At 32.4% G+C, this 14,418-nt stretch carries 16 protein-coding genes; 8 read left to right on the top strand and 8 right to left on the bottom strand.

The features are described from left to right. Positions 1–57 precede the first annotated feature (57 nt). On the bottom strand, positions 58–369 hold the full coding sequence (locus tag HNP35_RS07880; protein WP_091491996.1) for a rhodanese-like domain-containing protein: 312 nt from the start codon (positions 367–369) through the stop codon (positions 58–60). Between the two features lie 351 nt (positions 370–720). Here HNP35_RS07880 and HNP35_RS07875 point away from each other — a divergent pair, with 351 nt between their 5' ends. Continuing rightward, on the top strand, positions 721–1,347 hold the full coding sequence (locus HNP35_RS07875) for a Crp/Fnr family transcriptional regulator (protein ID WP_184160098.1): 627 nt from the start codon (positions 721–723) through the stop codon (positions 1,345–1,347). A gap of 270 nt (positions 1,348–1,617) precedes the next feature. Then, positions 1,618–2,403, top strand: a complete 786-nt coding sequence (locus tag HNP35_RS07870; protein WP_184160096.1) for a sulfite exporter TauE/SafE family protein — start codon at positions 1,618–1,620, stop codon at positions 2,401–2,403. A 133-nt stretch (positions 2,404–2,536) separates the two neighbouring features. Here HNP35_RS07870 and HNP35_RS07865 read toward each other — a convergent pair whose 3' ends face one another. The 6 genes from HNP35_RS07865 to HNP35_RS07840 form a co-directional block, all read right to left on the bottom strand. Continuing rightward, a complete protein-coding gene (locus HNP35_RS07865; RefSeq protein ID WP_184160094.1) occupies positions 2,537–2,923 on the bottom strand; it encodes a helix-turn-helix transcriptional regulator in 387 nt (128 codons plus the stop codon). Between the two features lie 228 nt (positions 2,924–3,151). After that, positions 3,152–3,556 (bottom strand): hypothetical protein, encoded by a 405-nt coding sequence (locus tag HNP35_RS07860; protein ID WP_184160092.1) that lies wholly within the window; start codon positions 3,554–3,556, stop codon positions 3,152–3,154. A 473-nt stretch (positions 3,557–4,029) separates the two neighbouring features. Then, a complete protein-coding gene (locus tag HNP35_RS07855; RefSeq protein WP_184160090.1) occupies positions 4,030–4,482 on the bottom strand; it encodes a hypothetical protein in 453 nt (150 codons plus the stop codon). A 50-nt stretch (positions 4,483–4,532) separates the two neighbouring features. Beyond that, positions 4,533–5,501, bottom strand: a complete 969-nt coding sequence (locus HNP35_RS07850) for a hypothetical protein (protein ID WP_184160088.1) — start codon at positions 5,499–5,501, stop codon at positions 4,533–4,535. A gap of 34 nt (positions 5,502–5,535) precedes the next feature. Further along, positions 5,536–6,612, bottom strand: coding sequence for a cytochrome d ubiquinol oxidase subunit II (gene cydB, locus HNP35_RS07845; protein WP_184160086.1), 1,077 nt, complete (start codon positions 6,610–6,612; stop codon positions 5,536–5,538). A 2-nt stretch (positions 6,613–6,614) separates the two neighbouring features. Then, on the bottom strand, positions 6,615–7,961 hold the full coding sequence (locus HNP35_RS07840; protein ID WP_184160083.1) for a cytochrome ubiquinol oxidase subunit I: 1,347 nt from the start codon (positions 7,959–7,961) through the stop codon (positions 6,615–6,617). Positions 7,962–8,080: 119 nt separating this feature from the next. Between HNP35_RS07840 and HNP35_RS07835 the strand changes: the two genes are divergently transcribed. Next, positions 8,081–8,242, top strand: coding sequence for a hypothetical protein (locus tag HNP35_RS07835; protein WP_184160081.1), 162 nt, complete (start codon positions 8,081–8,083; stop codon positions 8,240–8,242). A gap of 96 nt (positions 8,243–8,338) precedes the next feature. Here HNP35_RS07835 and HNP35_RS07830 read toward each other — a convergent pair whose 3' ends face one another. Then, positions 8,339–8,932 (bottom strand): HD domain-containing protein, encoded by a 594-nt coding sequence (locus HNP35_RS07830; protein WP_184160079.1) that lies wholly within the window; start codon positions 8,930–8,932, stop codon positions 8,339–8,341. Positions 8,933–9,134: 202 nt separating this feature from the next. Here HNP35_RS07830 and HNP35_RS07825 point away from each other — a divergent pair, with 202 nt between their 5' ends. The 5 genes from HNP35_RS07825 to HNP35_RS07805 all read left to right on the top strand — a co-directional run bounded on the left by HNP35_RS07825 (position 9,135) and on the right by HNP35_RS07805 (position 14,415). Further along, complete coding sequence (locus HNP35_RS07825; protein ID WP_184160077.1) at positions 9,135–10,553, top strand: MBL fold metallo-hydrolase; 1,419 nt, start codon at positions 9,135–9,137, stop codon at positions 10,551–10,553. A gap of 171 nt (positions 10,554–10,724) precedes the next feature. After that, positions 10,725–11,294 carry a YeeE/YedE family protein gene (locus HNP35_RS07820; protein ID WP_184160075.1) on the top strand — a complete coding sequence of 190 codons (570 nt, stop codon included), beginning with the start codon at positions 10,725–10,727 and terminating at the stop codon, positions 11,292–11,294. A 10-nt stretch (positions 11,295–11,304) separates the two neighbouring features. Further along, positions 11,305–11,784, top strand: coding sequence for a DUF6691 family protein (locus HNP35_RS07815; RefSeq protein WP_184160073.1), 480 nt, complete (start codon positions 11,305–11,307; stop codon positions 11,782–11,784). Between the two features lie 262 nt (positions 11,785–12,046). Next, positions 12,047–13,654 (top strand): glycerol-3-phosphate dehydrogenase/oxidase, encoded by a 1,608-nt coding sequence (locus tag HNP35_RS07810; RefSeq protein WP_184160072.1) that lies wholly within the window; start codon positions 12,047–12,049, stop codon positions 13,652–13,654. Positions 13,655–13,953: 299 nt separating this feature from the next. Further along, entirely contained in the window at positions 13,954–14,415 is a 462-nt protein-coding gene (locus HNP35_RS07805; RefSeq protein ID WP_184161207.1) for a MarR family winged helix-turn-helix transcriptional regulator, read from the top strand. The last annotated feature ends 3 nt before the right edge of the window (positions 14,416–14,418 follow it).

Raw genomic sequence — 14,418 nt, 5'->3', positions numbered from 1 at the left:
GGTCTGGTAATTTTATATTCAAAAGAAAAAAGAGGCTTTTTTATGCCTCTTCTTCTTTTATGGTTGTACTGTTTCGCCTTCCCAATCCAGGATTCCTCCAAGCAGATTGTAAGCATTTTGTATACCCAATTCGTTCATAATCTGGCATGCTTTTGCACTTCTAGCTCCAGAACGGCAGTATACATAGTAATTTTTATTTTTATCTAATTCTTCAATTTCATAAATAAAACCTTGCCCTTTATTGATATCAATGTTTAAAGCATTCTCAATGTAGCCATCATTAAATTCGTCTTCAGTTCTTACGTCAAGTATAACTGCATTTTCGTCAGCTTCTAACTGAGCAACCCAATCTTCTTGTGATAAATTCATAATAAAATGTGTTTTTGTAAAATTACGACGTTTCTATATATAAAAAACGTACCAAATGCGATTTCGATTATTATTCTCAGAAAACGTTTTAGAGAAATAATTATAATCAGTGAATTACAAATTTAGTTACTATTTTTAAAAATTCAGTCCACAAAATCGATAGAAAATAGGATTTTTTCATTTACAGAAAATTGATATTAAATCTAGTTTTCTGATAATTAATCCCATTTCAATCTATTATCTTTGCAACAAATCGCAAGTTTTAATTTCTTTTTGACAAAATACTCTGCTACAAAATACACATATCTCTATTTACTGATTTGTTTAATTTCTGGCAAAAAAATATAGTCCATGCAACATTCATTAAAAAATATTTTTCCAAATTTCTCCAACGAACTTATCGAAACTATTGAAAAAAATGGAACTCTTCAGGATTTCAAAACTGGAACTATTTTGATGCGTACAGGGCAGTACATTAAAAATACAGCTCTAATCACTAAAGGTAAAATCAAAATTTATCGTCAGGGAGAAGATGGAGGCGAATTTTTATTGTATTATCTACAGCCAGGTCAGGCATGTGCGATTTCGATGATTTGTACAGCTAAAAGCGAAAAAAGCCAAATTATGGCCAAAGTTGTCGAAGATGTTTCTGTAATGATGATTCCGCTGCAATCAATGGATAAATGGATGATGGAACATAGAAGCTGGTACGAATTTGTAATTGAAACGTATAGAAGCCGTTTTGAAGAAGTCTTAGAAGTTGTTGATAATATCGCTTTCCGTTCTATGGATGAGCGATTAGAGTTTTACTTAAAAAGACATTCTGATGCTTGCGGATGTTCTGAAGTAAATCTTTCGCATCAAGAAATTGCTAGTGAATTAAACACTTCTCGTGAAGTAGTTTCCCGATTACTCAAAAAAATGGAACAGCGCGGTTTGGTCAAACTTAACCGAAACCAAATTGAATTATTAAAATAATTTTTTCAGCCACAGATTAAAAAGATTATTAGGATTTCTTTTTATTAAGAATAGAAAAATCCATCTAATCCTTTTAATCTGTGGCTAAAATATTTCTTTTTGTCAGGCTGAGCGAAGTCGAAGTCCACAAAGCATTTCGACTTCGCTCAATGTGACAGAATAATTCGTGCTAATTTGTAAAATCCGTGGCAAAAAATAAAAAAACCTTCTGTGATAAATGTTACTGTAGGATTCTAATTTCCGAAGCAACTTTGCATTAAAATAAATGCAATGGAATATTTAGGCTTTTTTGCGGCAATTATAATCGGAATTTCACTTGGCTTAATTGGCGGAGGCGGTTCTATTTTAACTATTCCAATTTTAGTTTATCTCTTCAAAGTAAATCCAGATCAAGCAACTTCTTACTCTCTTTTTATTGTTGGAATGACAGCTCTTTTCGGAAGTTACAGCCATTATAAAATGGGAAATCTTAAACTCAAATCGGCGCTTTATTTTGCAATTCCTTCTATTATTTCAATTCTTATTATTCGCGAAGTAATTTTTCCTCAAATTGCAAAAACCCTATTTTGCGTCGCATCATACAATGTTTCAAAAGATTTTCTAATCATGATTATCTTTTCTGTATTGATGATTACGGCTGCAATTTCGATGATTAAAAAAAATCAGCCTGAAATAAAAAATGCCGAAACCAATTATCTGCAACTTAGTATTATTGGCTTTTTGGTCGGAATTGTAACAGGTTTTTTAGGTGCTGGCGGCGGATTTTTAATTATTCCTGCTTTACTTTTTTTCGCCAATTTACCTATGAAACAAGCCGTTGGAACTTCATTATTAATTATTACGATTAATTCTTCAATAGGCTTTGCAGGCGATTTATACATCGGAACACCAATTAATTATAGTTTCCTCTTAAGTGTTTCTGCCATGGCTTTAATCGGAATGTTTATTGGAAGCCAGCTTTCTAAAAAAATAGACGGAGCAAAACTGAAACCCCTTTTTGGCTGGTTTGTTCTCGTAATGGGATTTTATATAATTACAAAAGAAGTTTTGTTTTAGAATTATCGCATCACACTGGTCGTGCAGATCTTTGTCGATTTTAATTTATATTTTGAATTTAGTTTTTACTTGTAGAGTAATCTTTGTCAAAGTTTGACACTTTGACAAAGATGAAACTAAAAATTTATCGCTTTTAAATTTCTCCAAATTTATCTTTATAGCGCTCCAACTCATTTTCGGTAATATTGAGAAGTTTTTCTAACAGCTGGATTTTGTCTTCGTAAAGTTCTTTTAATTCAGATGAATTATCGGCATTAATTAAAATACTTCCATTATTATTTCCAGTTATTTTATTGAAATTATTAAAGTATTTATCGTAGTCAAAACTAATAATATCTTCTACACTGACATCCAAAATTCTTCCTATTTCAACCAGTTTTTCATAACTCAGAGAAGTCTTTCCTTTTTCAATTTTGCTGTAACCAGCCTGCGTTACACCTAATCTTTCTGCCATATATTCTTGAGTGTAGTTCTTTAACTCTCTAATGTTTTTTATTTTGTTTTTAATTGTTGCGGCCATAATTTCGATATTTGGGGTCCGTATAGTTAAAACAGCCCGCCATTAAACTCATTAACAGCATAACTATACATATTCTTGGTATTCTAAAGCTACTTCATAATTTATAAAATATGACTTAGCGTTTCGTTAATTTTTTTCTTTTGGTTATAAAAAAACCATAAATCAGAGCTGACATTATGAATAAAACATCATAAAGGGAAATATCAAATACAAACATTTTTAATTCTTTTAAGCTGTTTTTTGAATATTTCTCTCGAACTGAAGGTCTAAATAGTAATCTATTTGTTTACCAACTAAAGCACGATCTTTTGATTCGATTTTGGTTTTGATTTCGTTTTGATAAATATCTTTCACAAAAACGAAATAAACAAATTCTGTCGGATCGCTAAATCTAACAGTTATAATAATCGTATAGCATAAAATTGCTGGAATGATATAATATAAATCCATTATATCGGAAAATAGCATACAATAATAAGTAATTGCTGTTACGACGGCAAAAGCTGCGTTTTCAAGATAGTATTTTTTTCTTTTTTTTAGGAGTCCAATTTCTTTAATTTCGTCAAAATCGTACTGCCAATTTTTAGATTTATAAGAAAATCTAATTTTGTTTGGTAAAATTGTTAAGGGCATATAATTGTAGGTGAAAATGATTTAAGCTTTTAATAAAAAAATCAATTTCTAAAAATTCATTTGGGGGGAAAAATTCTTAGATACGCAATATTACGCATTAACTTATTTTTTTTTCTTACAATAAAATTATACAATATAACTTTTGGTTGTAATTAAGTCTTTAATAAACAATTACACTTATAAAGTGTCCTCAATAAGGCTTTTTCTATAGTGTTTCCTACGTATTTTTACATTTACCAAATTGCCAATGAACATAAAATTAAGGCTAGAAAGCCTTGCTTTTCTAAATCGCGATGTACCACTTCTATCTCTAACGAATAATTAGGTAAAATGATGTTTTTGGATTTAAGTTGGCAAACTTATGCAAATAAAAAACTTTAGCCAAACTTATAGATTTTGGCTAAAGTCAAATTATCGATTAAAAAAAAACCTCCAGTTAAAACTGGAGGCAACTAAAATTTATGTAAAAAAATCTAATTTTCATCAGATTCTAGTAGTTTGAATTCCAAATTTCCAGAATCAGTTAATTTATAACTATATAGACTTTTTCCTTCCACATGTCCGTCTTCATAATCAGCAATTAGAAACTTGCTTCCTAATAGCTGGATTGTACCAAAAGCCATTTTACCTCCCAAAGTTGGCTGTAACGGAATTAAATCTGTTCTCTTTGCTAATTCTTGTTTTATAAATTTTTCCGGATCAACGATTCCTTTCTTTTTAAAATCGGCATTATCATATTCAGAATCGTACCAAACATTTCTATCTTGTAAAATAACGATAGCTTCTTTTGCAATTTCAAGTTTTCTGCTTAGCGAATCATTCTTTTTCTTTAATAATTCATTTTCAGATAAATTTTTATTCTGTTTTTCACAGCTTGCTAATAAAAGGCAAATAAATGTCAAAACTGTAATTAGTAAGTTTTTCATTTTAAAAGAGGTAAAAATTAGTGAATTGCTCTTTGTCTGTCTCGTCATTTTTATTTTAGAATGTGAAAGTAAAAATCTTTTTTATCTATAATTAATATTCCACTTTTCCTATTTGAAGGAATATAAAACGTTAAAAGCTTTTTTTTGTCTTCAAAGTTCTGTCTAGAATAAGAATAAAAATTGAAATTAAATTTATACTTCTGTTGCATTTTACCTTTCTCAACAACTCCAATAAAAACATTGTCTTTATAAGAATATAAATGAAACAACTGATCTTGAACTACAAATGAAGTTTCAATAGCTATTCCGTCGGCTTCAAAAACTATATCTACACCTTGATCAAATTCGCTGCTTTCGTTTTTACTAAAATCAAGAATACTTTTATGAAGTTTGCTTGGATCAGAAATTTTCAAAACATTAGACGAAAACATTCCTTTATTTGAAATGTAATATTCGTTCTTAATTTTATTTATAGCTACAGGAAAATTTGAATAGGCTTCAAAAACTTCTTTTGTTTCGTTGTTCTCAAAAAAAATTGTTCCGCCCCACTCTCCTTTAGTATCAGAATAAACATTGTAGATTTCATCTTTAAAAATGCAAAAATCTCTTGTTTTAACTTGCTCTAAATCGGCAACGTATTTTCCTAGAACAAAGTTTTCTTTTTCAAACTGAGATTCCTTAACATATAAATCGTCTTGATCAACTATTAAATCATAATGAGGCATCTTTTGAATTTTCTTCGGCACAAAAACATCTTCGACAAATTTACCTTTCTGGTTTAATACAACCATCTTAATAAACTGTTCGGAAGTATTTTTTCGTGAGGTTTCAAACATGCAGTAAAAATCATTTTTAAACAAAACTGCTTCAGTCAAATCGCCATGTATACCTGCGTTGAAAGTGTCGATTTTTACATTAAACTCATTATGTTTTAAATCATCTTTATTCTTATTTGAATCGTTTTTTTGACATGAAATCTGAATCAGAACAATAAATAGTATTACAAAATATTTTTTCATATTGAATATGATTCGTTTACAGAACAACTAAAAATCAATGTTCGCCGTATCCAATATCATCCATCTTTCCGCTGAAAACTCGATATTGAATTATAAAATAAATAATAACAAGAAATAATGCTACAAAAAACCAGCTCAATCCGGCATTTAAACCATATTCGTGTGCTGCAGTATTATAAATTGTTAAAGACGGATTTACTTTATTGGTTGAAGGCAACACATTTGGAAAAATGGAAACGGCTGTAGAAGCAAATCCTCCAACTAAAAATAGGGTTGAAAAAATAAATCCATGACCGTCTTTTTTGAAAGAACGAACCTTAAACAAGCCCAAAATTCCAACAAAAGTCATTAAAGGAAAAAACCAAAGAATCGGATTTTCTACAAAATTATGAAACGGTTTCGGCTCAATAAAATGCCAAATCTGCAACGAAATACAAACCAAAATCAGTAGAACAATATTCAAACCAAAAACCACTTTTTTTAACTTCGGATTCAGCGCCGAATTTGTTTTATAAATAATCCAGTTTGCACCGTGAATGGTCAGTGCGACAACACTTACAACTCCAAGAAAAAGCGTAAACCAGTCAATAATTCCCAATTCATTTGCTTGCGGACTAAAAGTTGGATTCCATAAAGGCAGAAAGAAATAATGTGCTTCTTGCGTTGAAACTCCATTTTGAACCATTCCGAGATTTACTCCACGAACAATATTTCCTAGTGCAATTCCAAAAAACAACGCCAAAAGCAGGCTTGCGATTCCGAAAGCTTTATCCCAAATACTTTCCCACATATGATTGTGCACTTGCCCGCGCATTTCTAAACCGATCGCACGGAAAATCAAAAGCCATAAAATCATTATTAAAGGCAAATAAAATCCGCTAAAAGATGAAGCATATAAAGTTGGAAAAGCAAAAAACAAAACACCTCCCGCTGCAATCAGCCAAACTTCGTTGGCATCCCAAAACGGACCGATTGCATTTGTAATTGCTTTTTTGTCTTTTTCTGTATCAGCAAAAAATAAATGAATAATTCCTGCACCAAAATCGTAACCGTCTAAAACCAGATAAACGGCTAGAATTCCCATTAAAACTACGTACCAAAAAAATTCCATACTTATATTTTTTCTGTTGAAAGTTCCACTTTGTGAGGTCCTTTATTGATAATTTTTCCAACTAAAAGCAAAAACAGCATTCCAAGCAAAAGATACAATCCGATAAATCCAAGCAATGTAAATAAGGTATTTCCTGAAGAAACCGTTGGCGATGCACCTGCCGCTGTTCGCAATAAATTATAAACCAGCCAAGGCTGTCTTCCTAATTCTGCCGTGTACCAGCCTGTTGTATTGGCGATGTAAGGAAATGGCATCATGAACATTAATGACCATAAAAGCCATTTGGTTTCAAATAATTTCCCTCTGATTAATTGAAAAAGAGAAAGCACCATTAAACCAATAAAAACTGTCCCAAGTCCCACCATAATATGATACGCGTAATACAAACCTGAAATATTGGTTGGATGCAAATCTTCTTCAAACTGATCTAAACCTTTAATTTCTTGATCCCAATTTCCGTAAGTCAGGAAACTTAAAATATTGGGAACGGCAATTTTATTATCGAGCTTTTTATCTTTCACATCGGGCTGACCAATTAAGACGATTTCAGAACCTTTCTTTTCGGTATGAAAAATTCCTTCCATGGCTGCAAAAGTTACCGGTTGATATTTGACAACGTTTTTAGCTGCTAAATCTCCCGTTGGAACGGCAACTATTATACTCGAAATCAATCCGAAGATTACACCTGTTTTAAGAAACAATTTCCCGAAAGTAACGTTCTTTTTACTTAAAATATAAAAAGCTCCAATTCCGGCAACTACAAAAGAACTCGTTACCAAAGAAGCCGCTTGATTATGCAAATAAGAAGGCCAAAGCCACGGATTTAAAAATAAAGCCTGAAAATTATTCAGAACAAATTTTCCGTTTTCCAGAATTTCATAACCAACAGGATTCTGCATCCACGAATGGGTGGCAATGATTAAGAATCCACTTGCCCAAGAACCAATCATAATTAATAATCCAGTTACAAAATGCCATTTATGTCCCAGTAGTTTTTCACCAAATAAAAACAAACCTAAAAATGAAGATTCGAGAAAGAAAGAAAACATTCCTTCCATTGCCAGCGTCTGTCCAATAATTCCACCTGTTAATTCGGAGAATTTGGCCCAGTTGGTTCCAAATTGAAATTCCATCGGAATTCCGGTTACAACGCCCATTGCAAAATTGAGAGCGAAGATTTTCATCCAGAAATGTGTGGCGTGATTGTAGTGTTCTTCTTTTGTTTTAAGATATTTCCATTTGAAGTAAACAATGATCAAAGAAAGACCCATTGTAAGTTGTGGAAAAAGATAATGAAAAGTAATGGTAAACGCGAATTGCATTCGATCATAAAAGAGCATTTCTTCCATAAGTGGTAATTTGTTTATGAAGTTCCACAAATTTAACCATTACAACCCGAATTAACGCCCTTTAAAAAAAGTTTATCGTCTGATATTTGTTAAACTTTTCAACAATTTTAAAAGTAGAAATGACACTTATACTTTTTACCGTTGACATACAGTTTGTCATTTCGTCGAAGGAGAAATCTCGACGAGAAACTCCACAAAGATTGGATTTTCGTTACGGAATTATTTACGAAGATTTCTCCTTCGTCGAAATGACAAAATTGTGTAGAGATTTGCGTGCTTAAACATAACCAGTGGTTCAAACCGCAGGCTATATTTTATTTATGTTGAAGCAACTTTGTCAAAGTTTGAAACTTTGACAAAGTTTTCGATATAAAATATTATTCTTTCTTCAAAATCCCTTTTTCAACGCTTTCATTAATCAAACCTTCGGCGTAATTCCATAAAGAAGTTGATCCATTTTTTATGACGCTTTTCTTCGCGTAAACTTTATCATAAGTAACGCCAAACTCTTTCCATGTTCCACCATTGTTAGACGTGTTTTGCAATAAAGGTTCTAATCTGTCCATAGATCTGGCAAATTTTGCTTCGTTGGTTTCTCCTGCTTCAAATTCTTCCCAGATTGCAATTAATTTTTCTGCTTGATTTTTAGGCAATAAACCAAAAATTCTATTGGCAGCTAATCTCTCTTCATCGGTATTATCATGACTTTTTACAGTATCATAAATGAAAACATCGCCAGCATCAATTTCTACAATATCATGAATCAAAACCATTTTTACCACTTTCAAAACATCAATCGGCTCATTCGAATGTTCAGCTAAAACAATAGCCATTAATGCGAGATGCCAACTATGTTCTGCGTCATTTTCGCATCGGTCGCTATTAAATAATTTCGTTTTACGCTGAATGTATTTTACTTTATCAATCTCTTTTATAAAAGCAATTTGATTTAATAAGTCTTGTGTGTTCATTTTTTTTTGTTTTGAAATGATATTCGTCATACGCAAAATTAAAGCTTAAAGCGTAATTGCTGTACTTTAAATTAATTTATATCATGAGAATATGAGAAAACCCATAATATTTTACACAAAAACCTAATTTCTGTAACATAAGTCACCTATTTTTTTAAAAAACAAAGTTACCTTTGTAACCCATCATTTTACAATATCTATCATGAAAATAGAGCAAATTTACACCGGATGCCTTGCGCAAGGTGCATACTATATTACTTCAAATGGCGAAGCGGCCATTATTGATCCGCTTAGAGAAACACAGCCTTACTTAGACCGTTTAGAACGTGACGGAGTAAAATTGAAATATATTTTTGAAACGCATTTTCACGCCGATTTCGTTTCTGGACACGTTGATTTAAGCAAAGAAACGGGAGCACCAATTGTTTACGGACCAAATGCAGCTTGCGAATTTGACTGTATTTCTGCAACTGACGGACAAGAATTTAAAATCGGAAAAGTAACTATTAAAGTTTTGCACACTCCAGGACATACTATGGAAAGCTCTACTTTTTTACTTATCGACGAAAACGGAAAAGATCACGCGATTTTTTCTGGAGATACTTTATTTATTGGAGACGTTGGCCGTCCCGATTTAGCTCAGAAAGCTGCAGGAATGACACAAGATCAATTGGCTGGAATTTTATTTCATTCTTTAAGAGATAAAATCATGACTTTGGCCGATGATGTAATCGTTTATCCAGCGCATGGTGCAGGAAGTGCTTGTGGAAAAAACATGAGTAAAGAAACTGTTTCCACGATTGGAAATCAGAAAGCAACCAATTATGCGCTTCGTGCCAATATGACCGAAGAAGAATTCATTAAAGAAGTTACTGATGGATTATTGCCTCCGCCAGCTTATTTCAGCATGAATGTCGCTATGAATAAACAAGGTTACGAAAGCTTTGAAACTGTTTTACACAACGGAATGAAAGCCATAAATGTAAGCGAATTTGAAGCTGTTGCAGAAGAAACTGGCGCTTTGATTTTGGATACAAGAAGTGCTGCTGATTTCAGTAAAGCATTTGTTCCGCAGTCTATCAATATCGGAATTAATGGCGATTTTGCTCCTTGGGTTGGAACTTTAATTGCTAATGTAAAACAGCCTATTATATTAATTACGACAACTGGAATGGAAGAAGAAACCGTAACACGTTTAAGCCGTGTAGGTTTCGATACTATTATAGGACATTTAGAAGGCGGTTTTGAAGCTTGGCAAAAAGCTGGTTTTGAAACAGATTCTGTTAACCGAATCACTGCTGAGCAATTTGCTAATGAAGTAGATATTCAAAAAAACAAAATAATCGACATTCGTAAAGAATCAGAATACGAAGCAGAACATATTGAAGATGCCTATAGCAAACCTTTGGCTTACATTAATGACTGGGTAAAAGACATTGATCCGAATGAACATTTTTATCTGCATTGTGCTGGTGGTTACAGAAGTATGATTGCCGCTTCTATTCTTCAAGCAAGAGGCTTTAGAAATTTCTCTGAAGTGGAAGGTGGTTTTGGAGCGATTTCAAAAACCAATGTTCCAAAATCAGATTTTGTTTGTCAAAGCAAGATTTTGAAAGCATAAACATTGAACATAAATTTTACCATATAAGTGATATAAGTTCATTTTAGTTTGGGGTGTTTTTAAGCCCGATCTTATATTTACTTAATTTTTATAAGTTATATAAGAAACTCTAACTTATAATTTCTTACACAACTTATATGGTGGAAAAAATACTTAATCTTTATTTTTTTTATGAGTTTACTAGAAATTATTCGTGAACCTTGGCCATGGTATATAGCTGGACCTTTAATTGGATTAACTGTTCCAATTTTATTGATTATCGGAAATAAATCTTTCGGGATTAGCTCGTCGCTTCGTCATATTTGCGCAGCTTGTATTCCTGCAAATATTTCATTTTTCAAATATGATTGGAAAAAAGAAAGCTGGAATTTATTTTTTGTTTTCGGAATTTTTCTTGGTGGTGTTATCGCTGCTTATTTCTTATCTAATCCTAATGCTGTTACAATAACTCCAGAACTTTCTGAGCAATTGGCAACTTACGGAATTACAGATCATACCGGTTTAGTGCCAGTACAATTATTTTCTTGGGAAAGTTTATTTACGCTTCGTGGATTTATTATGATGGTTGTCGGCGGATTTCTAGTTGGTTTCGGAACGCGTTATGCAGGCGGATGTACCAGCGGACATGCCATTATGGGATTATCAAACTTACAATGGCCATCTTTAGTAGCTACAATCTGTTTTATGATTGGCGGTTTTGTAATGTCACTTTTGATTCTTCCCTATATTCTTTCACTTTAAAATTTCAAAAATGAGTAATCTAGAAAATAAAAATACAGACAGCGAAGGAATCAACGCAAGCCATAAAAAAGAAAACGCTTTTGCTAACATTAAATATTTAATCGTTGGAATCTTTTTCGGAATTGTATTCGTAAAAGCTGAAATTATCAGTTGGTTTCGCATTCAGGAAATGTTTCACCTTGAATCGTTTCATATGTATGGCGTAATCGGAAGCGCAGTTGCAGTTGGTGTGATCTCTGTTTTTATCATAAAAAAATTCAACATCAAAACCCTTCAAGGCGAAAAAATAGAAATTCAGCCAAAGACTTTCAACAAAGGACAAATCTATGGCGGATTGATGTTTGGTTTTGGTTGGGCTATTACTGGAGCTTGTCCAGGTCCACTTTTTGCTCAAATTGGTACAGGTGCGACTGTTATTGTAGTTACTTTAGTAAGTGCTATTTTCGGAACTTGGGTTTATGGATTGATTAAGAATAAATTGCCGCATTAAAATTTGTTTCAAGTTTCAAGTTGATTTAACCGCAAAGAGCGCAAAGATATACGCAAAGTCCGCAAAGTTTTATCATAAAGCTTTGCGGACTTTGCGCTTTATAAAAAGCCTTAATAAAAAAACCTTGCGAACTTTGCGTTAAAAAATATTCGCCGTTAATCAATATTAAACTTTAAACCTTAAACTTGAAACAAAACAATTCTTCATCAATTTTTAATTTCATTTCGTTAAGTTTGTTTTAAACAAATATGTCTCGAAAAATATGAATCGTTCAGAGCTGTTATCCAAATTAAAAAACACCGAAAATTGGGACGTAATAATTATTGGCGGAGGAGCAAGCGGACTTGGAACTGCAATTGATGCTGCAAGTCGCGGTTATAAAACCATTTTATTAGAAGCCGTAGATTTTGCCAAAGGAACATCTAGCAGAAGCACAAAATTAGTTCATGGCGGAGTACGTTATTTAGCCCAAGGCGATATCCATTTGGTGAGAGAAGCTCTAAAAGAACGAGGATTATTAGCTCAAAACGCCAATCATTTAGTTAAAAATCAATCCTTTGTTATTCCAAATTATCATTGGTTTAGTGGTTACTTTTACACAATTGGACTAAAAGTTTACGATTTACTTTCGGGCTGTTTGAGTTTGGGGAGTTCTAAATACCTTTCAAAAAAGAAAACCATCGAAATGCTCCCAAACGTTGAAGAAAACGGATTGGTAAATGGCGTTATTTATCATGATGGTCAATTTGATGATTCGCGTTTAGCAGTTAATCTTGCCCAAACTGCTGTAGAGAATGGAGCTTGCGTTTTAAACTATACTAAAGTTGTCAATTTACTAAAAGACAAAAACAATCAAGTATTTGGCGTTCAGATAACCGATCAGGAAACTGGAATTACTTATGATCTAAAAGGTTCAGTTGTAATAAATGCAACAGGAGTGTTCACCAATGCCATAATGAAGCTAAATGATACCGTTTACAAAAAATACATAGTTCCAAGTCAAGGAATTCATTTGGTGTTTGATAAATCATTTCTTCCAGGCGAGCACGCATTAATGATTCCGAAAACAAAAGACGGAAGGGTTTTATTTGCTGTTCCGTGGCATAATCGAATTGTTGTCGGCACAACCGATACTTTAATAAAAAAACAAAGTTTAGAGCCAATTGCCTTAGAAAGCGAAATTGAATTTGTTTTGGAAACTGCACAGCGTTTTCTAGCTAAAAAGCCAACAAGAGCCGATGTATTATCTGTTTTCGCAGGTTTACGCCCGTTGGCAGCACCTAAAGAAGAAGGAAAAAGCACCAAAGAAGTTTCTAGAAGCCATAAAATTATAGTTTCTGAAACTGGTTTAATTACTATAACTGGCGGAAAATGGACAACTTACAGAAAAATGGCTGAAGAAATAATTGATAAAGCTATTTTAAAAGGTAAACTTCCTAAAAAACCTTGTGTTACAGAACACTTGTCTATTCACGGAAACAAACCAACAAATAATCTTGATCGTGAAAATCATCTCTATATATATGGTAGCGATATTCCTCAAATATTAAAATTACAGGAAAATGAACCTGACTTAAAAGAAAAACTCCATCCTGATTACGAATTTACTTTAGCTGAAGTTGTTTGGGCGGTACGTCATGAAATGGCAAGAACGGTTGATGACGTTTTAGCAAGACGGGTTCGATTACTATTTTTAGACGCCAGAGCCGCAATTCAATCTGCCGAAAAGACTGCTCGAATTATTGCTAAAGAACTTGACTACGATGAAAATTGGATTGCCAAAGAAATTGAAGGTTTTAATATGATTTCCAAAGGTTTTCTGCTCTCTGAATTCAGAAACAGCTCAAAAATAGATTTTCAAAATCTTTAATTTTCTAAAATAACTTAAAAAAAGTAGCGTTTTATACTTTTTGATGTATTCCTTTTTTTCAAATATTATCCCTGTTGAGATTTGTTCACCAAAACTTACAGCTAAAATTATTTTTAAGTTAAAATATTAAATATCAACATTTTAATTCAAAAAATAAATCTAAATTTATTCTCATTTCGCTCTAATCTGTTCTTTGAATTCTCACAAGTTTTTATAATTAACAAATTTTTAACATGACATTTGTATATACAACTATTAAAAGTTCTACATTTGTATATACAAATTATACACTTACGACTATGACAATTGAAGAGGTTATTAAGAGTACAGTTAAGATGGATAATGCGAAAAAAGTTATTCTGAATATCATGTACACACAGAATGTGATTCAGGATCATTTCAACGAGTTGATAAAACCGTATGATCTTTCTGGAGAACAATACAATGTGCTGCGTATATTAAGAGGACAAAAAGGAAATCCTGCTAATATGTGTGTCATACAAGAACGTATGTTAGCTAAAACGAGTAATACAACCCGATTAGTTGACAAATTATTATTGAAAGAATTCGTTACACGAAATGTCTGCCCTGACAATAGAAGAAAAATCGAAGTTTTGATTACACAAAAGGGATTAGATGTTTTAAAAGAATTAGATCCGAAAGTAGATGCTCACGAGCGCGCATTTGCTGAGAATATTAGCCCGGAAGAATTAGAATTATTAAACAAATTATTAGAAAAATATAGAACTCAACAAAATTAATAT

The sequence above is a fragment of the Flavobacterium notoginsengisoli genome (assembly GCF_014207905.1).
Lineage (GTDB): Bacteria > Bacteroidota > Bacteroidia > Flavobacteriales > Flavobacteriaceae > Flavobacterium > Flavobacterium notoginsengisoli_A.
This window is presented reverse-complemented; position numbering and strand designations above follow the sequence as displayed.

Bases quoted from the DNA above. Each gene is read 5' to 3' on its own strand.
- HNP35_RS07880 (WP_091491996.1), bottom strand. From the start codon at position 369: ATGAATTTATCACAAGAAGATTGGGTTGCTCAGTTAGAAGCTGACGAA.
- HNP35_RS07815 (WP_184160073.1), top strand. From the start codon at position 11,305: ATGAGTAATCTAGAAAATAAAAATACAGACAGCGAAGGAATCAACGCA.
- HNP35_RS07835 (WP_184160081.1), top strand. From the start codon at position 8,081: ATGACACTTATACTTTTTACCGTTGACATACAGTTTGTCATTTCGTCG.
- HNP35_RS07810 (WP_184160072.1), top strand. From the start codon at position 12,047: ATGAATCGTTCAGAGCTGTTATCCAAATTAAAAAACACCGAAAATTGG.
- HNP35_RS07840 (WP_184160083.1), bottom strand. From the start codon at position 7,961: ATGGAAGAAATGCTCTTTTATGATCGAATGCAATTCGCGTTTACCATT.
- HNP35_RS07865 (WP_184160094.1), bottom strand. From the start codon at position 2,923: ATGGCCGCAACAATTAAAAACAAAATAAAAAACATTAGAGAGTTAAAG.
- HNP35_RS07870 (WP_184160096.1), top strand. From the start codon at position 1,618: ATGGAATATTTAGGCTTTTTTGCGGCAATTATAATCGGAATTTCACTT.
- HNP35_RS07825 (WP_184160077.1), top strand. From the start codon at position 9,135: ATGAAAATAGAGCAAATTTACACCGGATGCCTTGCGCAAGGTGCATAC.
- HNP35_RS07875 (WP_184160098.1), top strand. From the start codon at position 721: ATGCAACATTCATTAAAAAATATTTTTCCAAATTTCTCCAACGAACTT.
- HNP35_RS07855 (WP_184160090.1), bottom strand. From the start codon at position 4,482: ATGAAAAACTTACTAATTACAGTTTTGACATTTATTTGCCTTTTATTA.
- cydB (WP_184160086.1), bottom strand. From the start codon at position 6,612: ATGGAATTTTTTTGGTACGTAGTTTTAATGGGAATTCTAGCCGTTTAT.
- HNP35_RS07860 (WP_184160092.1), bottom strand. From the start codon at position 3,556: ATGCCCTTAACAATTTTACCAAACAAAATTAGATTTTCTTATAAATCT.
- HNP35_RS07820 (WP_184160075.1), top strand. From the start codon at position 10,725: ATGAGTTTACTAGAAATTATTCGTGAACCTTGGCCATGGTATATAGCT.
- HNP35_RS07850 (WP_184160088.1), bottom strand. From the start codon at position 5,501: ATGAAAAAATATTTTGTAATACTATTTATTGTTCTGATTCAGATTTCA.
- HNP35_RS07805 (WP_184161207.1), top strand. From the start codon at position 13,954: ATGACAATTGAAGAGGTTATTAAGAGTACAGTTAAGATGGATAATGCG.
- HNP35_RS07830 (WP_184160079.1), bottom strand. From the start codon at position 8,932: ATGAACACACAAGACTTATTAAATCAAATTGCTTTTATAAAAGAGATT.